This window comes from Azospirillum brasilense (genome assembly GCF_022023855.1).
GTDB classification, from domain to species: domain Bacteria; phylum Pseudomonadota; class Alphaproteobacteria; order Azospirillales; family Azospirillaceae; genus Azospirillum; species Azospirillum brasilense_F.
Window position 1 is genome coordinate 2,759,024 of the sequence record NZ_CP059449.1, and the last position, 17,332, is coordinate 2,776,355.

Annotated in this window: 20 protein-coding genes; 6 read left to right on the forward strand and 14 right to left on the reverse strand. The window is 69.3% G+C overall.

From position 1 onward, the window contains the following. Window positions 1-28 precede the first annotated feature (28 nt). The 3 genes from H1Q64_RS13155 to H1Q64_RS13165 all read right to left on the reverse strand — a co-directional run bounded on the left by H1Q64_RS13155 (window position 29) and on the right by H1Q64_RS13165 (window position 2,737). Window positions 29-727 (reverse strand): ATP12 family chaperone protein, encoded by a 699-nt coding sequence (locus H1Q64_RS13155; protein WP_237903838.1) that lies wholly within the window; start codon window positions 725-727, stop codon window positions 29-31. 21 nt (window positions 728-748) lie between these two features. Then, window positions 749-1,438 carry an HAD-IA family hydrolase gene (locus H1Q64_RS13160; RefSeq protein ID WP_237903839.1) on the reverse strand — a complete coding sequence of 230 codons (690 nt, stop codon included), beginning with the start codon at window positions 1,436-1,438 and terminating at the stop codon, window positions 749-751. A 63-nt stretch (window positions 1,439-1,501) separates the two neighbouring features. Beyond that, on the reverse strand, window positions 1,502-2,737 hold the full coding sequence (locus H1Q64_RS13165; RefSeq protein ID WP_237903840.1) for a benzoate/H(+) symporter BenE family transporter: 1,236 nt from the start codon (window positions 2,735-2,737) through the stop codon (window positions 1,502-1,504). 83 nt (window positions 2,738-2,820) lie between these two features. On the opposite strand from H1Q64_RS13165, the gene H1Q64_RS13170 reads away from it, so the two are divergent. Next, window positions 2,821-3,510: a GntR family transcriptional regulator gene (locus H1Q64_RS13170; protein WP_237903841.1), complete on the forward strand. Its 690-nt coding sequence runs from the start codon at window positions 2,821-2,823 to the stop codon at window positions 3,508-3,510. Window positions 3,511-3,520: 10 nt separating this feature from the next. Here the strand turns inward: H1Q64_RS13170 and H1Q64_RS13175 are convergent, their stop codons facing one another. From H1Q64_RS13175 to H1Q64_RS13185, 3 genes are all read right to left on the reverse strand, one after another. Continuing rightward, window positions 3,521-4,540 (reverse strand): RluA family pseudouridine synthase, encoded by a 1,020-nt coding sequence (locus H1Q64_RS13175; RefSeq protein ID WP_035672869.1) that lies wholly within the window; start codon window positions 4,538-4,540, stop codon window positions 3,521-3,523. Further along, complete coding sequence (gene crcB, locus H1Q64_RS13180; protein ID WP_237903842.1) at window positions 4,540-4,941, reverse strand: fluoride efflux transporter CrcB; 402 nt, start codon at window positions 4,939-4,941, stop codon at window positions 4,540-4,542. The genes H1Q64_RS13175 and crcB overlap by 1 nt, the downstream gene beginning before the upstream one ends. 67 nt (window positions 4,942-5,008) lie before the next feature. Continuing rightward, window positions 5,009-5,920 carry a hypothetical protein gene (locus tag H1Q64_RS13185; protein ID WP_237903843.1) on the reverse strand — a complete coding sequence of 304 codons (912 nt, stop codon included), beginning with the start codon at window positions 5,918-5,920 and terminating at the stop codon, window positions 5,009-5,011. Window positions 5,921-6,004: 84 nt separating this feature from the next. Here H1Q64_RS13185 and H1Q64_RS13190 point away from each other — a divergent pair, with 84 nt between their 5' ends. Continuing rightward, the gene (locus H1Q64_RS13190) at window positions 6,005-6,481 is read left to right on the forward strand and encodes a hypothetical protein (protein WP_237903844.1); all 477 of its coding nucleotides are present in this window, start codon (window positions 6,005-6,007) and stop codon (window positions 6,479-6,481) included. A gap of 7 nt (window positions 6,482-6,488) precedes the next feature. On the opposite strand, the gene H1Q64_RS13195 is transcribed toward H1Q64_RS13190, so the two are convergent. Continuing rightward, window positions 6,489-7,826: a replication-associated recombination protein A gene (locus H1Q64_RS13195; protein WP_237903845.1), complete on the reverse strand. Its 1,338-nt coding sequence runs from the start codon at window positions 7,824-7,826 to the stop codon at window positions 6,489-6,491. 28 nt (window positions 7,827-7,854) lie between these two features. Then, entirely contained in the window at window positions 7,855-8,259 is a 405-nt protein-coding gene (locus H1Q64_RS13200) for a hypothetical protein (protein ID WP_237903846.1), read from the reverse strand. Window positions 8,260-8,383: 124 nt separating this feature from the next. Here H1Q64_RS13200 and H1Q64_RS13205 point away from each other — a divergent pair, with 124 nt between their 5' ends. Continuing rightward, window positions 8,384-8,647, forward strand: coding sequence for a hypothetical protein (locus H1Q64_RS13205; protein WP_237903847.1), 264 nt, complete (start codon window positions 8,384-8,386; stop codon window positions 8,645-8,647). 64 nt (window positions 8,648-8,711) lie between these two features. Here the strand turns inward: H1Q64_RS13205 and H1Q64_RS13210 are convergent, their stop codons facing one another. The 5 genes from H1Q64_RS13210 to rpsM all read right to left on the reverse strand — a co-directional run bounded on the left by H1Q64_RS13210 (window position 8,712) and on the right by rpsM (window position 11,979). Continuing rightward, a complete protein-coding gene (locus H1Q64_RS13210; RefSeq protein ID WP_237903848.1) occupies window positions 8,712-9,290 on the reverse strand; it encodes a YqaA family protein in 579 nt (192 codons plus the stop codon). Window positions 9,291-9,452: 162 nt separating this feature from the next. Further along, on the reverse strand, window positions 9,453-9,875 hold the full coding sequence (gene rplQ, locus H1Q64_RS13215; RefSeq protein WP_014240056.1) for a 50S ribosomal protein L17: 423 nt from the start codon (window positions 9,873-9,875) through the stop codon (window positions 9,453-9,455). A gap of 170 nt (window positions 9,876-10,045) precedes the next feature. Next, entirely contained in the window at window positions 10,046-11,065 is a 1,020-nt protein-coding gene (locus tag H1Q64_RS13220) for a DNA-directed RNA polymerase subunit alpha (protein WP_094304322.1), read from the reverse strand. A gap of 131 nt (window positions 11,066-11,196) precedes the next feature. Next, window positions 11,197-11,595 carry a 30S ribosomal protein S11 gene (rpsK, locus tag H1Q64_RS13225; RefSeq protein ID WP_012974490.1) on the reverse strand — a complete coding sequence of 133 codons (399 nt, stop codon included), beginning with the start codon at window positions 11,593-11,595 and terminating at the stop codon, window positions 11,197-11,199. A gap of 15 nt (window positions 11,596-11,610) precedes the next feature. Then, window positions 11,611-11,979: a 30S ribosomal protein S13 gene (gene rpsM / locus H1Q64_RS13230; RefSeq protein ID WP_014240054.1), complete on the reverse strand. Its 369-nt coding sequence runs from the start codon at window positions 11,977-11,979 to the stop codon at window positions 11,611-11,613. Window positions 11,980-12,313: 334 nt separating this feature from the next. Here rpsM and pyk point away from each other — a divergent pair, with 334 nt between their 5' ends. Beyond that, the gene (gene pyk, locus H1Q64_RS13235; RefSeq protein ID WP_237903849.1) at window positions 12,314-13,756 is read left to right on the forward strand and encodes a pyruvate kinase; all 1,443 of its coding nucleotides are present in this window, start codon (window positions 12,314-12,316) and stop codon (window positions 13,754-13,756) included. A 15-nt stretch (window positions 13,757-13,771) separates the two neighbouring features. Here the strand turns inward: pyk and H1Q64_RS13240 are convergent, their stop codons facing one another. Next, window positions 13,772-16,102: an ATP-binding protein gene (locus tag H1Q64_RS13240; protein WP_237903850.1), complete on the reverse strand. Its 2,331-nt coding sequence runs from the start codon at window positions 16,100-16,102 to the stop codon at window positions 13,772-13,774. A gap of 202 nt (window positions 16,103-16,304) precedes the next feature. On the opposite strand from H1Q64_RS13240, the gene H1Q64_RS13245 reads away from it, so the two are divergent. After that, entirely contained in the window at window positions 16,305-16,730 is a 426-nt protein-coding gene (locus H1Q64_RS13245; protein WP_237903851.1) for a YqaA family protein, read from the forward strand. 18 nt (window positions 16,731-16,748) lie between these two features. Then, on the forward strand, window positions 16,749-17,240 hold the full coding sequence (locus tag H1Q64_RS13250; protein WP_237903852.1) for a YbaN family protein: 492 nt from the start codon (window positions 16,749-16,751) through the stop codon (window positions 17,238-17,240). Window positions 17,241-17,332: the final 92 nt, after the last annotated feature.

The following is a 17,332-nucleotide window of genomic DNA, read 5'->3' on the forward strand; positions in this document are numbered from 1 at the left end:
CTTTATTCCGTCCCCACCCGAAGGATGATCAGGCCCGCAGCAGATCGACGAAACGGCGGCAGGCCGCGATGTCCACGCGCAGGGCGGCACGGCGCTTGGTCGCTTCCGGGTCCTCGCCCCAGGCTTCGATCTGGAAGGTCTCGTCGAGCTGCGACACCTCGAACGCCTCCTCGGCGTCGATGCGCCCCTCGACCAGCGCCAGCGCGACGATCAGCGAGCCGCAGGAGCCGGTGGCGGTCTGGAGCGCCGACAGCATCCAGTCGTCGTAGACCTCCACCGCGTTGCGCAGGGCGCGCAGCGCCTCGGGCGGCTGCGGCTTGGGCATCAGCCCCGCGTTGACGTGCAGCGGCGCGTCGTAGCGCAGCGTCGCCCAGTCAAGCAGCGGCTGCCAGCGCTGCGCCTGCCGCTCCACCAGGTTCCGGGGATGCTCCGCGCGGTAGCAGAGAAGGTCCGTCTCCGCATAGGCGGCCACGCCGTCAACGATGGCCGCGCGGCCCTTGCCGATCAGGTCGACCGCCGTGCTGGCGAGCTGCATCAGCGGCATGCTGTCCGGGGCGATGTCCTCGGGCTGCGCGTCCCATTCGGCGGCGACGGCCTGGGCCAGCGGCCAGCTCACGAAGACCAGCGGCGCCTTGGCCGGGCTGCGGATCGGGCGGTTGTCCAGGCGCACCTCGAAGCCGCCACCGGCGGCCTCGTCGACGGAGGCGGTCTTGTAGAAGCGCTTCATCAGGGTCCTTCGAATGCTCTCTTAACGGTGCAACAGGTCCAGCACGGCGCCGGCCACCTCACGCCCGCGATGGACGATGCGGTCGGCCCCGGCGCCCTCCAGCTCGGCCACCGCGTGATAGCCCCAGGAGACGCCGACCGACGCGGCCCGCGCGTTGCGGGCCATCTGAATGTCGTAGGTGGTGTCGCCGATCACAACCGTCCGCGCCGCCTCCACCCCGGTTTCGGCCAGCGCGCGGTAGACCATGTCGGGGTGCGGCTTGCCGGGGCCGATGTCGCTGGTCTGGAGCGTGACGAAACGCTCGGTCAACCCGTGATGGGCCAGCACGGCGTCCAGCCCGCGCCGCGACTTGCCGGTCGCCACACCCAGCAGCACGCCCTCGGCCTCCAGCGCGTCCAGCGTGTCGCGCAGGCCGGGGAACAGCGGCTCGTGCAGGTCGCCGCGATGGCGCAGCGCCGCGAAGGCGTCCTTGTAGCTTTCCGCGACGGCCACATGGCGGTCGGTATCGAGGTTCGGCAGCAGTTGCGACACCGCCTGCACCAGCGGCAGCCCGACCATGCGGCGCACCTCCAGCGGGTCCGGCTCGCCCAACCCGTGGGCCGCCCAGGCGGTGGTCATGGCGTCGATGATGGCGAACTGGCTGTCCACCAGCGTGCCGTCGCAATCGAACAGGGCCAGCCGCAGGGGACGGGCATTCTCTGAGCTGCTCACGGGCATCGCCTCCGGGACGCGGGTCGTACCGGACTTATGCGGGCCGCGTCGGGAAAGCGCAACTCACTTTGCCGGCTGCGACACCGGGGAGCGCCAATGGAGCAGGTGGACCGCCGCGCCCAGCAGCAGGCCCCAGAAGGCCGAGCCCACCCCGGCGAAGGACAGGCCGGAGGCGGTGACCAGCATGGTGACCAGGGCGGCGGTGCGGTTCGCCTCCACCTGCACGGCGCCCATCAGGGCGGAGCCGAAGGCGCCGACCAGGGCCAGCCCGGCCACCCCCTCGATCAGGATCGGCGGGGAGCGGGTGACCATCACCGCCGTTACCCCGGCCAGCCCGGCGAACAGGATGTAGCCGATGCCGCCGACGAAGGCGGCCTGCCAGCGCCGCGCCGGGTTCGGGTCGGCGTCCGGGCTGGCGCAGAGCGCCGCGGTGATCGCCGCAAGGTTGACGGTCGGAGCGCCGCCCAGCGCCGTCAGGGCGGAGGCCGCCCCCGTCGCGAGGAAGATCGGACGGGTCGGCGGCGCGTAGTTGTAGGTCGCCAGCACGGCGAGGCCGGGGATGTTCTGCGACGCCATGGTGACGACGAACAGCGGCAGGGCGATGCCGACCATCGCCTCCCAGGTGAAGACCGGCTGGACGAAGGTCACGCTCGGCCACAGCGCGCCGGGCAGCGCCGCCCCGCCGGCCAAACCGCCGGCCAAACCGCCGGAAGAGTCCAGCGCCATCGCCCCCAGTGCCACCGCCACCGCGGCGGGCACGGCGTAGAGCCGCGCCACCCGCCCCACCACCGCCCAGGTCGCCAGCACCAGCAGCGCCACGCCGGGCGCTTGCGACACCGCCAGGAAGGGGGCGAGGCACAGCTTCAGCAGGATGCCCGCCAGCATGCCGTTGGCCAGTGGCTTCGGAATCGCCGCGATCCAGCGGCCCAGCGGCGACCACAGCCCGGCCAGGACGATCAGCACGCCGGTCACCACGAAGGCCCCCACCGCGGCGGGGAACCCACCCTCCACCGCGCCGGTGGCGGCCAGCAGCGCCATGCCCGGCGTCGTCCAGGCGATGCTGATCGGCTTGCGCCGGTGCAGGCTGAGACCCATCGCCGTCAGCCCCATGGCGAATCCGACCAGGACGAGGCCCGACACTACCTGCTCCGTGCTGGCACCCACGGCGGTCAGGCCATGGATGACCACCGCCACCGAACTGGCGTAGCCGACCAGGGCTGCCAGCAGGCCGGCGCCGAGCGCGCGCAGGGAAAGCCCCGTTGAAAGGCCCGTCGCCGGGACGGTGTCGGAAGAGGACATGACGCGAAACCCTCCGTCAGGGGTGCGGAACGAGGGAGAAAGTGATAGATTGGATCCAATATCCTGACAAGGGGAGATCACGCATGGCGGTCAACGACGGGCTGTCGCGCCTCGTGGCGCGGGCGCAGCCGCGCCACCGCACCACCACGGAGTTCGTGGAGGCGACGCTGCGCGAGGCGATCCTGACCGGGGTCATCGCGCCGGGCACGCCCCTGCGACAGGAGGAGCTGGCGGAAACCTTCGGGGTCAGCCGCATGCCGGTGCGCGAGGCGCTGCGTCAATTGGAGGCACGGGCGCTGGCCGAGTTCCACCCGCACCGCGGGGCGGTCGTCGCGGAAATCTCGGCGGCGGACGGCGCCGACATCGGAGCGATCCGCATGGCTCTGGAGCCGATGGCGCTGCGCCTGTCGCTGCCCGGCCTGACGGCGGCGGACCTCGATCAGGCGGAAGAGCTGATTGCGGAGATGGACGGGGAGGCCGATCCGGGCCGCATGGGCGAGCTGAACCGGCGCTTCCACATGACGCTTTACGCGCGGGCCGGACGGCCCCGGCTGCTGGCGCTGACGGAGCAGCATCTGCTGGCCGCCGACCGCTACCTGCGCTTCCAGTTCGCGGCGCTGGGCTATCGGCCACGGTCGCAGGATGAGCACCGCGCGCTGCTGGCGGCGTGCCGGGCGGGGGACGCGGATGCGGCCTGCCGGCTGGTCACCGAGCATGTCGGGCAGGCGGCGGAGCAGCTTACGGCGTTTCTGGAGGGGCGCGAAGCGGGGTAAACCCCCGCCCCTACTCGACCCCCTCGAACGGGTCGCCCTTCAGGCTGGCGCTGAAGCCCAGATACTTCCAGGTGGTCAGCATGTGATCCGGCAGCGGGGCCGTCACGTCGATCATCCGGTTGCCGCCACGCGGGTGCGGCAGGATCAGGCGGCGGGCGTGCAGGTGCAGCTTCTTCTGGACCTCGGCGCCCGGCAGATAGGCCCCCTGCCCGGCGTACTTGCCGTCGCCCAGGATCGGCGTGCCGATGGCGTTCATGTGGACGCGGAGCTGGTGGGTGCGGCCGGTGCGCGGCCACATGGCGACAAAGGCCGCCTGCTTGCCCAGATTCTCCAGCACCGAGTAGTAGGTGACGGCGCGCTTGCCGTCGTCCTCGTCGCCGGCCACCCGCTCACCCTGCGGCCCGCCCTCCTTGGCCAGCGCGAGGTCGATCTTGCCCTGGTAGGGCTTCGGCACGCCGACCGTGGCGGCCCAGTAGATCTTGCGCACGTCGCGGCCGCGGAACTGCTCCGTCAGCTTGGACGCCGCGAAGGTGTTGCGCGCCAGCAGCAGGACGCCCGAGGTGTCCTTGTCCAGCCGGTGCACCAGCTTCGGCCGCTCCTTCGCGTCGAAGCGCAGGGCGTCCAGCATGGCGTCGAGATGCTTGGTGGTGTTGGTGCCGCCCTGAACGGCGAGCCCGGCCGGCTTGTTCAGGGCGATGACGTCGCCGTCCTTGAAGAGGACCAGCGCCTGGAGCGCCGCGATGTCCTTGTCCGACATGGCCGGCTTCTTCGGCGCGGGGGCCGCGGCGGCGCCCTCCGGCTTGGCCCAGTCGGCCAGCGGCGGGATGCGGATGGACTGGCCGGCGGCGAGCCGGGTCGAGGTCTCCGCCCGCTTGCCGTCCACGCGGATCTGTCCGGTGCGCAGCAGCTTCTGCAGATAGCCGTGCCCCACGTCGGGGAAATGGCGCTTGAACCAGCGGTCGAGGCGAACGTCGGCCTCGTCGGACGTCACGGTCCGGGTTTCCACGCTGGGGGTTTTGTTCTCACTCATCAAACGGGCACCGAAACAAGAGAACGCACGACCGCAAGGCCGGCAAAGAAACCCGCGATGGTCAGCACCATCGAGGCCAGGATGTAACCCGCCGCCGCCGGCAGGGCATTCCGCTCCACCAGCAGCCCGACGTCGAGCGTGAAGGAGGAGAAGGTCGTGAATCCCCCCAACACCCCGACCATCAGCAGCGCACGCAACTCCGGCGAGGGTGACCACACCAGCGCGGCCAGCTCCGCCAGGGCTCCCATGGTGAAACAGCCGATGGCGTTCACGATCAGCGTCCCATAGGGAAACTGCGTGCCCAACCAATGGCCGACCGCCGTCATCAGAAGATAGCGCGCCATGGAACCGACGGCGCCACCGACGGCGACCGCGGCGAGCGTGGACGGTGATGCGATCACGGGACCTCCGGAACGGGCGGGACGACGGGCATCCCGCGCGGATTAGAGCCAGAATTGCGGCGGCTTGTCACGCGCCGGGCGCAGGGATCCCCGTATTCCGGTCGCCCACGCCGAAGATCCAGCCCTCCTGCCGCCGCGCCCGCGCGTCCATGGCCGGCGGGGTCCACACCTCCTCCCGTCCGGCCAGCCAGCGCAGCCCCGCCGCGGAGACCAGCGCGTCCGCGTCATGGTCGGTCACCGCTCCGGACAAGCCGGCGGGCGGCGCACCGAGGACGGCCAGCGCGGCGTCGACCGCCGCCCCGTCGCGGATCTTGCGGAGGCCGAAACCGGCGCGGATGAGGAACAGGCGCGGGTAGATCTCGCAGAAGACGGTGCGCCCCGGACCCGGCGGATCGAAGGGCCAGACCGCCACCCGGTCCGGCGCCGCCCGCTTCAGGGCGCGCAGCATCCGTATCCCGGCCAGACCGCCCTTCCCCACCTGCTTGGCGCCGATCAGCTTGTAGGGGCTCTGCGGGCTGCCATAGCCGTCGGCGCGGCACACCCGCTCGGTCAGGCGGTGCGGGTCGCGGTACCAGTCCGGCTGCGTCCCGGTGCGCCAGAAATCGGCGCCGTAGTCCGGGTGCGCCGCGAAGCTGCCCCCGGCGAAGTCCGGCTCTGCCCCGGCCACCGCCTCCACCCGGTCCCACAGGTCGAAGGCCGTCGCCGCCTCGGGGTTGGGGAAATAGCGCCGGGCCACGTCGAAAGGCAGTGAGAAGGCGCAGTCGATGCCGACCAACGCCGGTCCGCGCTCCAGCCCGTCGAGCAGCCAGTCAAACACGGCGGAGCGCGACCACAGCCGGTCGGCGGGCGCGACGATCCGGGGTGGCCCTTCGGCGCTGCATTCGGCGACGGCGACGCCGGCGTAGCGCTTACCCGCGGCGCCCGACCAGTCGATGGCGATGAAGCGCCCCAAGTCCGGCACCGCGGCGTCCGTCGTCATTCCTGATCGCCCCAATCCAATTTCACGATGCTGAAAACGGAACGTCCGACTGTCAGCGCAGGATCATTGCACTGGAGTGTCCCCATGCCCATCCTCAAGATCGCCGGACTGCTCATCGCCGGTTTGCTCTTGTTCGCCGCACCGGCACGGAGCGCTCCCTGCCTGGAAATCCCAAGCGTCCGGCTTTCGGCCGATCCCGACCGCAACATGGCGGAGGGCGGACGTCTCGCGCGACACATTCTGGGCGCGGTGCCACCGCCCAAGGCCGGGCAGAGCGTCGGCACGCCGATGTTTGCCGACCGCCGGGCCTGGGACGCCGCATGGCAGGCCTTGACCAGCCATCCGGGACAACTGCTGTGCGACAACGAACTCGGCAGCGCCCAATATGGCAAGACCCTGAGCGTTCAGGTCCCCTCGATGCGGTGCGAAGAAACCGACGGCGCGGGGCGCTGCGTTCGCGCGTGGCCCTTCACCAGCGAAACCGTGACCTATGTGTTCGAGGTCTCCGGTCCGCCGGAGGCGCCGGCCTGGATTTTGGGAACCGCCTATCCGAAACCGTGAAACGCGCCTACTCGTCCCCTTCCGCGGCTTTGCGCTCGCGCAGCCGCGCCCAATAGTCCTGGCGCTTCTTGATCTCGCGCTCGAAGCCCCTTTCGACCGGCTGGTAGAAGGCACGCCGCGCCATGCCCTCCGGGAAATAATTCTGACCGGAGAAGCCGTCCGCCGTGTCGTGGTCGTATTCGTAGCCCTTGCCGTAGCCGATCTGCTTCATCAGCTTGGTCGGAGCGTTCAGGATGTGCTTGGGCGGCATCAGGCTGCCGGTTTCCTTGGCGGCGCGCACCGCGCTCTTGTAGGCGGTGTAGCCGGCATTCGACTTGGGCGCCGTCCCCAGATAGATCACCAGCTGGGCGATGGCGAGTTCGCCCTCCGGGCTGCCCAGCCGCTCGTAGGCCTCCCAGGCGGCGGTGGCCTGCGCCAGCGCGTTGGGATCGGCCATGCCGATGTCCTCCACCGCGAAGCGCGTCAGCCGGCGGGCGATGTAGCGCGGGTCCTCGCCACCTTCCAGCATGCGGGCGTACCAGTAGAGCGCCGCGTCGGTGTCCGACCCGCGCAGCGACTTGTGGAGCGCGCTGATGAGGTTGTAATGCCCCTCCTGCGCCTTGTCGTAGAGCGGGGCGCGGCGCTGGATGGCGGTGGCGAGCGCGTTGTTGTCGAGAAGCGCCCCGTCCTCCGGCACCGGCAAGGCGAACAGCTCCTCGCAGAGGTTCAGGCAAAAGCGCCCGTCGCCATCGGCCATCGCCTTCAGCGCGGATCGGGCGTCCGGCGTCAGCGGCAGTGGGCGGCCCATCTCCGCCTCGGCCCGCGACAGCAGCTTCTCCAGCGCCGCGTCGTCCAGCCGGTTCAGCACGAAGACCTGGGCGCGCGACAGAAGCGCCGCGTTCAGCTCGAAGGACGGATTTTCGGTGGTGGCGCCGACCAGCGTGACGGTGCCGTCCTCCACATAGGGCAGGAAGCCGTCCTGCTGGGAGCGGTTGAAGCGGTGGATCTCGTCGATGAACAGCAGCGTGCCCTGCCCGGCCGCGCGCCGCGCCCGGGCGGCGTCGAAGACCTTGCGCAGGTCGGCCACGCCGGAGAACACCGCCGACAGCGGCTCGAAATGCAGGTCGGTGGACAGGGCCAGCAGCCGCGCGATGGTCGTCTTGCCGCAGCCGGGCGGCCCCCACAGGATCATGGAGGCCAGCCGGCGCGCGGCGACCATGCGGCCCAGCGGGCCGTCAGGCTTCAGCAGATGCTCCTGCCCGACCACCTCGCCCAGGCTGCGCGGACGCAGCCGGTCGGCCAGCGGGCGGGGGGCGCCCGCCTCGAACAGGCCGCCGGTGGCTCCGGAGTCGCCGCGTTTGCTCATCGCCGATCCACCGATCGCACTGGACCGGTCACTGGTTGGTGGGCGCGCCGCAGCGCTGGTAGCACATGCGCAGCGAATGCTGGCAGTTGTCGGTCGGCGAGAAGATGCCGCCACGGTCCGGACGGTCGAGCCCGCTCTGCGTGCGCGCGGCCACCGAGTCCATGCAGGAGTTGTTGCTGCGCTCGCACTGGGCGCGGCAGGAATCGTCGCTGCCGACACCGCCGTCCAGGCGGAGCGACGGGTCTTCGACCCCGCGGGCCGGGCGCGAGGCTGCCGGCGACCCGGCGGGGGCCGTTGTCGGGGCCGTGGTGGAGGCCGCCGGAGCACCGCCCACGGCGGCGCCGGACGAACGCCCCGGCGCGTCCGCGCAGGCGGCGAGCGCAACCAGGGCGAGGGCCAGCACCGGCCCCAGAATGAGTTTCGGACGGAACATCTCGGCTTTGACTCCCATTGTTCTTGCGTGACCCCGGACGTTGGCGGATGGTCCCCCGCATGGACCATGCCGCGGGCTCGGCGCCCACTATGCCGGGAACGCAAGCGATAAGGGAATGCCTCAAATGAGTCCCAACAATCCCGGCCCGTCGCCGCGCCGCCGGACATCGACCACCATCTTCGTGGCGCTGCTGATCGGCGGCCTGCTGCTGCTCGTCGTGCGCATGCTCGCCATGCCCACCGTCAGCACCGGCGAGGTCGTGCTGCCCCTGCTGGCCGGCATCGGCATGGCGCTGGCCATCGGCGTGATGGTCATGCGCGACCGCCGCGAGCGCAACGCCCTGCCCCCGTCGGAGCGCAACCGCCAGGATCGCGGGATGCCCGATTGATTTTGGCCGGATTGATGTTCGCCGGAGAATAGAGGGTGACGCGCGGGGCCGAGCCCCGCGCCGCTCACACGAATTTGAAGCTGAGCAATCCGCCGATGATGATGACCAGCAGAACGGTCGTCACCAGCATCAGCCGCTTTTCGATGATGTCGCGCACCTGCGGCCCATAGAAATGCAGCAGGATCGCGATCATGTAGAATCGCGAGAATCGTGCGACGATCGAGCACAGGATGAACACCGTCAGGTCGAGGTGCGCGAATCCCGCGGTGATCGTCAGCAATTTGTAAGGTATGGGCGTGATGCCCTTGAGGATCAGGAACCAGGGGCCGAATTCGGCGAACATGTCCTGGAAGCGCTGGAACGAGTCCTGCGCGTTGTAGAAGTCGATGATCAACCGTCCGACGCTCTCGAACAGGTAGAACCCGACCGCGTAGCCGAACAGCCCGCCGATCAGCGAGGCCAGTGCGCAGATGTTGGTGTAGCGCCAGAGCTTCTTGGGCTCCGCCAGACACATCGGCACCAGCATGACGTCGGGCGGAAGGGGGAAGAAGGAGCTTTCCGCGAAGGAGACGGCGGACATCCACCAGACGGCGTCCTTGCGGGCGGAGAGCTTGAGAATCCGGTTGTAGAGAGGTTTCAGCATACCGCGCGCGCGGCGCCCTCCCGAAGTGACGGAACCCGGAAACCGGAAACCCTCCCTCCGGGGATGAACCCGAAGGGAGGGCCGGTCGGTCACCTATATCGTCGTTCGAAACCCAGCGGGCAACGGCGGCGACAAGATTTCACGAACGCTCAACCGGGGGGCTCAGCCCTCGGCCTCGACCTCTTCCTTGATCTCCACCGGGCCCGAGTCCTGGCCCTTGGCGGCGACATCGCGGTCGACCAGCTCGATCACGCCCATGGCGGCGGCATCGCCGTAGCGGAAGCCGGCCTTCAGGACGCGGCTGTAGCCACCCTGGCGGTCCTTGTAACGGTCGGCCAGGACGGTGAACAGCTTGGTCACCATCGCGTCGTCGCGCAGCTGCGCGAAGGCGAGACGGCGGTTGGCGAGGCCACCCTTCTTGCCGAGCGTGATCAGACGCTCGACGATCGGGCGCAGATCCTTGGCCTTCGGCAGGGTCGTCTTGATCTGCTCGTGCTTGATCAGGGCGTTCGCCATGTTCGAGAACATGGCCTTGCGGTGGCTGGTGGTCTTGCTGAACTTACGTCCGGAAACGCCGTGACGCATGACGGTCCTCCTTCATGGCGTGGCCCCCCTCGGGGAGCCGGTGGTGAACCCGACCGCCCAGTTTTCGGCTGGTACGGCGCGGGGCGGGCCGGTTGGTGGCCCTGGGAACTCCCCCACCCTTGCCCTCCCGCGCTGGGCGGGGAAAGGTTGGGGGGTAAAACGTGCGAGACTTAGTACGGCTCTTCCAGACGCTTGGCCAGCTCTTCGATGTTCTCGGGCGGCCAGTTCGGGATTTCCATACCGAGGTGCAGACCCATCTGGGCCAGCACTTCCTTGATCTCGTTCAGCGACTTGCGCCCGAAGTTCGGCGTGCGGAGCATCTCCGCCTCGGTCTTCTGCACCAAATCGCCGATGTAGACGATGTTGTCGTTCTTGAGGCAGTTGGCCGAACGGACCGACAGTTCCAGCTCGTCCACCTTGCGGAGCAGGTTCTTGTTGAACGGAACCTCCTCGTGCTTCTCCTCGGCGACCGCGTGGGTCGGCTCCTCGAAGTTGATGAACAGCTGCAGCTGGTCCTGGAGGATGCGGGCGGCGAGCGCCACCGCGTCGTCCGGCTTCACGGCACCGTTGGTCTCGACGACCATCGACAGGCGGTCATAATCGGTGACCTGCCCGACGCGGGCGTTGTCGACCTTGTAGGAGATCTTGCGGACCGGCGAGAACAGCGCGTCGACCGGGATCAGACCGATCGGGGCGTCTTCCGGACGGTTCTGGCTGGCCGGGACGTAGCCCTTGCCGGTCTCGACCGTCAGTTCCATGTTCAGGCGGGCGCCATTGTCCAGCGTGCAGATCACGAGGTCCGGGTCCATCACCTGGATGTCCGCGCCGGTCTCGATCATGCCGGCCTTCACCTCGCCGGGGCCTTCGGCGCGCAGGCGCATGCGCTTCGGGCCGTCACCGCCCATGCGCAGACCCATCGACTTGATGTTGAGGACGATGTCGGTCACGTCCTCGCGCACGCCGGGGATCGACGAGAACTCGTGCAGCACGCCGTCGATGTGGATCGCCGTGACGGCCGCACCCTGCAGCGAGGAGAGCAGCACGCGGCGCAGCGCGTTGCCGAGCGTCAGACCGAAGCCACGCTCCAGCGGCTCGGCCACGACGGTCGCCACGCGGTCGGCGTCGTCACCGGGCTGGATGTCCAGCTTGTTCGGCTTGATCAGTTCCTGCCAGTTCTTCTGAAGAGCCACGGTATTACCTCATGCCATCGGGATGGACACACGTCCGCGGGGACCGGCCGTTCCCATCCGATGGCGCCGCGATGGCTGCGGCGCCTGTCCCGGAACGGCGGATCCCCGCGGGTGCGGAGTAGCGATGCTTTTTAGACGCGACGCTTCTTCGGCGGACGGACGCCGTTGTGCGGAATCGGCGTGACGTCGCGGATCGAGGTGATCTGGAAGCCGATCGACTGCAGAGCGCGCAGCGCCGACTCACGGCCCGAACCCGGACCCTTCACCTCGACCTCGAGGGTCTTCATGCCGTGCTCCTGGGCCTTGCGGCCCGCGTCCTCGGCGGCGACCTGAGCGGCGTAGGGGGTCGACTTGCGCGAGCCCTTGAAGCCCATCGTGCCCGACGACGACCAGGCAATGGTGTTGCCCTGCGCGTCGGTGATGGTGATCATCGTGTTGTTGAAGGAGGCGTTCACGTGAGCGACGCCGGCGGTGATGTTCTTGCGCTCGCGACGACGAAGACGCTGCGAAGCGGCTGAGGGCTTGGCCATGGTCCGTGCGTCCTCTTACTTCTTCTTGCCGGCGATCGGCTTGGCCGGACCCTTGCGGGTGCGGGCGTTCGTGTGGGTGCGCTGCCCGCGGACCGGCAGGCCCTTGCGGTGACGCAGGCCACGGTAGCAGGCCATGTCCATCAGACGCTTGATGTTCATGGCGACCGAACGGCGCAGGTCGCCCTCGACGCGGTAGTCGGCGTCGATGGTCTCGCGGATCTTGAGGATCTCGTCGTCCGTGAGCTGGTTCACACGGCGCTCCGCCGGGATCTCCAGCTTCGTGCAGATTTCCTTGGCCTTGAAGGGGCCGATGCCATGAATGTAGGTCAACGCAATCTCCACGCGCTTCTGCGCGGGGATGTTGACGCCAGCGATACGCGCCACGCCTGCTCTCCTCGATATCTCAACGGCAGCCCTCATGGGCCGCCTACACACCGATTGATCCCCGATCCGGACGCCGAGGCCCGAAGGCCGGAAGGCAAAACACGGATACGGGACGCACAATGTCTCCCGCCGGGCCGGTTGGGCCGCGGGAGGGTGCGACTATAGAAAAAGCCGGAAATCTGTCAAGGCCGTTCTGCGGCATTACCGTGCTTTTCCCGGTGCCCGACCATTGTGGGGAGGCGGACCGCGGTTGACAAGCCGGATGGCAGAACTTGAGATGAACGGCCCGCCCCGAACGGAACACCCCGAACGGCACATATCAGAAGGCAGACCCATGACCCGCAAAGGCATCCCCTTCCGGCGCTTCCGCCTGACCAAGATCGTCGCCACGCTGGGGCCGGCCACCGCGACGCCGGAGATGATCCGCGCGCTGTTCGAGGCGGGCGTGGACGTCTTCCGCCTGAACTTCAGCCACGGTACGCACGAGGACCATGGCCAGCGCCTCGCCACGTTGCGGGCGCTCGAGGCGGAACTCGACCATCCCATCGCGGTGATGGCCGACCTCCAGGGGCCGAAGCTGCGGCTGGGCACCTTCGCCGACGGCCCGGTCACCGTCGAGCCGGGGCACCGCATCCGCCTCGACCTCTCCACCGAGCCGGGGGACGCGACCCGCGTCGGCCTGCCCCACCCGGAAATCTTCGCCGCTCTTGAGCCGGAGGCGGAGCTGCTGGTGGATGACGGCAAGGTCCGCCTGCGCGTTCTCGGTTGCAGCCCCGACCACGCCGACTGCGTCGTGCTGTCCGGCAGCCGCCTGTCCGACCGCAAGGGCGTGAACGTTCCAGGCGTCGTCCTGCCGCTCTCGCCGCTGACCGCGAAGGATCACGAGGATCTGGCCTTCGCGCTCGACCAGGGTGTGGACTGGGTGGCCTTGTCCTTTGTGCAGCGGCCGGAGGACGTGGCGGAGGCGCGCAAACTGGTCGCCGGGCGGGCCGCCCTGCTGTCGAAGATGGAGAAGCCGCAGGCCATCCAGCATCTGGAGCGCATCGTCGAGCTGTCGGACGGCGTCATGGTCGCCCGTGGCGACCTCGGCGTGGAAATGCCGGCGGAGGATGTGCCGAGCATCCAGAAGCGGATCATCCGCGAGTCGCGCAAGGCCGGCAAACCGGTGATCGTCGCCACCCAGATGCTCGAGTCGATGATCGGCGCCCCCGCCCCCACGCGCGCCGAGGCGTCGGACGTGGCGACCGCGGTCTATGATGGGGCGGACGCGGTGATGCTGTCGGCGGAAACCGCGGCCGGCACCTACCCCATCGAGGCGGTATCGATGATGGACCGCATCGCCCGCCGGGTCGAGCAGGACCCGCTCTACCGCACCATCACCGACGCCCAGCATCCCGACCCGCAGCAGACCTCGACCGACGCCGTCACCGCGGCGGCGCGGCAGGTCGCCCACACCATCCAGGCCGCCGCCATCGTCACCTACACCACCAGCGGCTCGACCACGCTGCGCGCCGCCCGCGAGCGGCCGGAGGTGCCGATCATGTGCCTGACCTCCAGCCTGGAAACGGCGCGGCGGCTCCAGCTCGCCTACGGGGTGCACAGCGTGCACTCCGCCGACGTCGCCGACTTCAACGAGATGGTCCAGAAGGCCGCCCGCTGCGCCTACGAGGACGGGCTGGCGGTGGAGGGGCAGCGGTTGGTGATCACCGCCGGCGTTCCCTTCGGCACCCCCGGCAACACCAACATCCTGCGCATCGCCTGGGTGGACGCGCAGTGAGGAATCGAGCGGACCTCAGGCCGGCGCACGCTCCGCCGGCGCGACACGGGGAAAGCGCAAGGTGAAGGCCGTGCCGCGGCCCGGCGCGCTGTCGAGCGCGATGCGGCCCTTCAGCTTGCGGGTGGCGATGTTGTAGACGATGTTCAGCCCCAACCCGCTGCCGCCCGTTCCACGGCTGGTGGTGAAGAAGGGCTCGAACACCTTCCCGTGGAGTGCGGGCGGAATGCCGCGCCCGTCGTCGGCGTAGACCAGCTCAACCTCGTCGGCACCCACCGAGCGCACGGCGACGCGCAGCGTCCCGTGCTGCCCCGGCGCGTAGCCGTGAATGATCGAGTTCATGACGAGGTTGGTCAGCACTTGGCTGAGCGCACCCGGATAGCCGTCGATCAGCAGATCCGTCGGGCAATCCACCTCCACGCCGTGGGCGGCCCGCTTGATGCGGACGCCCAGGCTGCGCAGAACCTCGTCGATGTAGTCGCGCAGGTCGAAGACGCGGCGCTCCTCGCTCGCCTGATCGACGGCGATCTGTTTGAAGCTCTGGATGAGCTGGGCGGCGCGATCGATGTTCAGCAGCATCAGGTGCGCCGCCTCCCCCGCCATGTCGAGGAAGTCGGCGAAGTCGGATCGGCGCAGCGTTCCCGCCTCGAAATCGCGCCGGATGACCCGGGTCCGTTCCGCCATCAGCGAGGCGCCGGTCAGGGCGATGCCGATGGGGGTGTTGATCTCATGCGCTACCCCCGCCACCAGGGAGCCGAGCGCCGCCATCTTCTCGGACTGGATCAGGTGGGCCTGCGCCTCCTTCAGGTCGCGGAGCGCGCGTTCGGCCTCCTCCCGCGCGGCGTGGGCGCGCTCCTCCGCATGGACGCGGTCCGACACGTCGGTGTGCGAACCGACGATGCGGAACAGCTCGCCGTCCGGACCAAGAACGCGGATGGCGCGGCTCAGCATATGGACCACGGTGCCGCGCTTATGGCGGAAGCGCAGGATGAATTGGCATTCGCCCATCGCGCCGTTGATCAGGTCGCGGGCCATCCGGGCCGACAGCTCGCGATCCTCGGGCAGGATCAGCTCGGTCCAGCGGGCGGCGGTGTTGACCATCTCGTCCTCGCCGTAGCCGAGCATCCCCCACCAGTAGGGCGACAGCCACAACTCTCCCGTGCGCAGGTCCCATTGCCAGATCCCCTCCCGCGCGGCGCGGATGGCCAATTCGAACAGCTCCCGGCTGGCGATGATCTCCCGCTCGGCGTTCCGCCGCCCGGTCACGTCGGTGTAGGTGACGACGAAACCGCCGTCCGGCAGGGGCCGGATCAGGCACTCCAACACCTGCCCGTCGGAGCGGATGCATTCCCACGACCGCTCGTCCGGAGCAGGCCGGATGGGAAGCGGCGCACCCAGGGCCGCGGGCGGGCCACTGTCCGGCACGGTATCGGGGCGCACGCCCCCCGGCCCGAAGGCCAGCCCCTGCCCGACCCGCCCGGCGATAGCGGCGTAGGACGTGTGATAGGTCAGGAATTCCGGCTCCAGCCCCAGAAGCTCCCCGGCCCGGCCGTTCCAGGCGACGAGGCGGAGCCCCCGATCGAAGGCCATCACCCCTTGGCCCAACCCGTTCAGGACCGCCCTGGCCTGGTCCCATTGAGCCTCAAGCGCCTGTTCGGTGCGCTTGCGGGCGGAGATGTCGCTGATGCAGGCGAGCATGGCCTCCTCGCCCCGGAAACGGAACCGCCGGGCGGAGACCATCGCCCAGAGGTCGCTGCCGTCGGGCCGGCACAGCCGGGTCTCGAAGCCGTCCACTCCGCCCGCACCGTCGCGCAGGGCGGCGAGGAGCCGGTCCCGCTCCGCCGGGTCGGTGTAGTAGGCCTTGGCGAAGCTGCGCCCGACCACGTCGTCGAGCGGAACCTCGAACAGCAGGCCGGCGGGCTGGTTGACCGCCATCACCAGACCGTCGGAGAGCCGGGTCACCACCAGGGGAACGGCGATGGCCTGCATGATCGCCCGCTCCGCCTCGCCGGCCCGGTCGCCCAGCAGATCCTCCAGGCCGATGAAACCGGTCTCGTCCGGCGGTCCTGCCGGGGCGCCGCCACCGTCGGCAAGAGTCAGCACCAGTTCGCCGTCCTCGCCTTCCGCAGGGATCAACAGCCCCCGGCGGCCCTGCGGAACGGCAAGCGCCACCGGCCGCCCGGCGCGCAGCCGGTCAGCCGCACCGGCCGCATCCTCACGCAATGAAACCGCAGCCAGAAGGGATTCGAGCCTGTCCCCCGGACAACCGCCCAGCGACGCCCGGAACACGGCGTTGGCCCAGATCAGGCGCCCGTCGGCATCGAAGCGGGCAAGGCCGGCAGCGGCCATCCGCGAACACTCCCCTTCATTCCCAAAGATGACACCCGCCGGATGAGACCGGTCGGGCGCTCCGAGTCCATCCGCTGCGAATTCATACAAAATGAATCTACACCAGTTTATCGCGGCTGCACCATGGCTCCTCCCGCATTCCTGTATGCGCACCCATGTTCTAGCCTCCGCCACCCCCCGGCCCGGAAGGACCGACCGCCGCATGTCCGAGTTTGCCGCCTACGGCGGGCTGTTCCTGACCGCGTTCCTGGCCGCGACGATCTTTCCGGCCCAGTCGGAAATCCTGCTGGTCGGCATGCACGCCACCGGCAACTACGACCATCTGGCACTTCTGCTGTTCGCCACGACGGGAAACGTGCTGGGGTCCGTGGTCAACTGGGCGCTCGGGCGCCACCTGATGCATTTCCAGGACCGCCGCTGGTTCCCGGTTCCCGCCTCCATGGTGGCGCGGGCCACCCGCTGGTACCAACGCTTCGGGGTCTGGTCGCTGCTGCTGGCCTGGATGCCCTTCATCGGCGATCCGCTGACTCTGGTGGCCGGCATCCTGCGGGTGGACATCCGGGTTTTCCTGCTGCTGGTCACCGCGGGCAAGGCGGCCCGCTACGCGGTGCTGGTCCTGGCCGTGTGAGCGTCCTACATTCACCCCATGGACGACCAGACCGCCCTTGTGGAGGACGCACCCGTCTGCGCCTCCCCCCTGCGGCGCCGGCTGTGGCTGGCGCTGGGCTACGCCGCGGTCGGGCTGGGCATCGCGGGCACCGTGCTGCCGCTCCTGCCGACCACCCCGTTCCTTCTGCTGGCCGCGGGGGCCTTCGCCAAGAGCAGCCCCGCCCTGCGCGACCGGCTGTACCGCGACCCGCGCTTCGGCCCGCTGCTGCGCGACTGGCAGTCAGAGGGGGCGATCCCCCGCAAGGCGAAGGCGGCGGCGCTGATCGGCATGAGCGTGAGCTGGGCGATCGTGGTGCTGACCGCCAGCCGCCCGCTGGTTCCCATCCTGGCCGGCACCTGCATGGCGGCGGTGGCCATCTACATCGTCACCCGCCCCTCCCCATCCACTCCGGCAGCGGAGGATGCGGCACTCGACGGTGCGGTGGCGGAGGATGGCGGAAACGTTTCCGCATTGCGAAACGAAGCTTGAGCCAATCGGCCGATGGACGTATTACAGCCGGCAATCCCGGCCGGTCACCAGCGCCGCTGAAAAATTCTTATTATCCATAGGGATTTTTCAAA

What these genes read in the sequence shown, in the direction of transcription:
- H1Q64_RS13155 (WP_237903838.1), bottom strand. Translation starts at nt 727, where the DNA reads ATGAAGCGCTTCTACAAGACCGCCTCCGTCGACGAGGCCGCCGGTGGC.
- H1Q64_RS13165 (WP_237903840.1), bottom strand. Translation starts at nt 2,737, where the DNA reads ATGTCCTCTTCCGACACCGTCCCGGCGACGGGCCTTTCAACGGGGCTT.
- H1Q64_RS13170 (WP_237903841.1), top strand. Translation starts at nt 2,821, where the DNA reads ATGGCGGTCAACGACGGGCTGTCGCGCCTCGTGGCGCGGGCGCAGCCG.
- H1Q64_RS13175 (WP_035672869.1), bottom strand. Translation starts at nt 4,540, where the DNA reads ATGAGTGAGAACAAAACCCCCAGCGTGGAAACCCGGACCGTGACGTCC.
- H1Q64_RS13185 (WP_237903843.1), bottom strand. Translation starts at nt 5,920, where the DNA reads ATGACGACGGACGCCGCGGTGCCGGACTTGGGGCGCTTCATCGCCATC.
- H1Q64_RS13190 (WP_237903844.1), top strand. Translation starts at nt 6,005, where the DNA reads ATGCCCATCCTCAAGATCGCCGGACTGCTCATCGCCGGTTTGCTCTTG.
- H1Q64_RS13195 (WP_237903845.1), bottom strand. Translation starts at nt 7,826, where the DNA reads ATGAGCAAACGCGGCGACTCCGGAGCCACCGGCGGCCTGTTCGAGGCG.
- H1Q64_RS13200 (WP_237903846.1), bottom strand. Translation starts at nt 8,259, where the DNA reads ATGTTCCGTCCGAAACTCATTCTGGGGCCGGTGCTGGCCCTCGCCCTG.
- H1Q64_RS13205 (WP_237903847.1), top strand. Translation starts at nt 8,384, where the DNA reads ATGAGTCCCAACAATCCCGGCCCGTCGCCGCGCCGCCGGACATCGACC.
- H1Q64_RS13210 (WP_237903848.1), bottom strand. Translation starts at nt 9,290, where the DNA reads ATGCTGAAACCTCTCTACAACCGGATTCTCAAGCTCTCCGCCCGCAAG.
- rplQ (WP_014240056.1), bottom strand. Translation starts at nt 9,875, where the DNA reads ATGCGTCACGGCGTTTCCGGACGTAAGTTCAGCAAGACCACCAGCCAC.
- rpsK (WP_012974490.1), bottom strand. Translation starts at nt 11,595, where the DNA reads ATGGCCAAGCCCTCAGCCGCTTCGCAGCGTCTTCGTCGTCGCGAGCGC.
- pyk (WP_237903849.1), top strand. Translation starts at nt 12,314, where the DNA reads ATGACCCGCAAAGGCATCCCCTTCCGGCGCTTCCGCCTGACCAAGATC.
- H1Q64_RS13240 (WP_237903850.1), bottom strand. Translation starts at nt 16,102, where the DNA reads ATGGCCGCTGCCGGCCTTGCCCGCTTCGATGCCGACGGGCGCCTGATC.
- H1Q64_RS13245 (WP_237903851.1), top strand. Translation starts at nt 16,305, where the DNA reads ATGTCCGAGTTTGCCGCCTACGGCGGGCTGTTCCTGACCGCGTTCCTG.
- H1Q64_RS13250 (WP_237903852.1), top strand. Translation starts at nt 16,749, where the DNA reads ATGGACGACCAGACCGCCCTTGTGGAGGACGCACCCGTCTGCGCCTCC.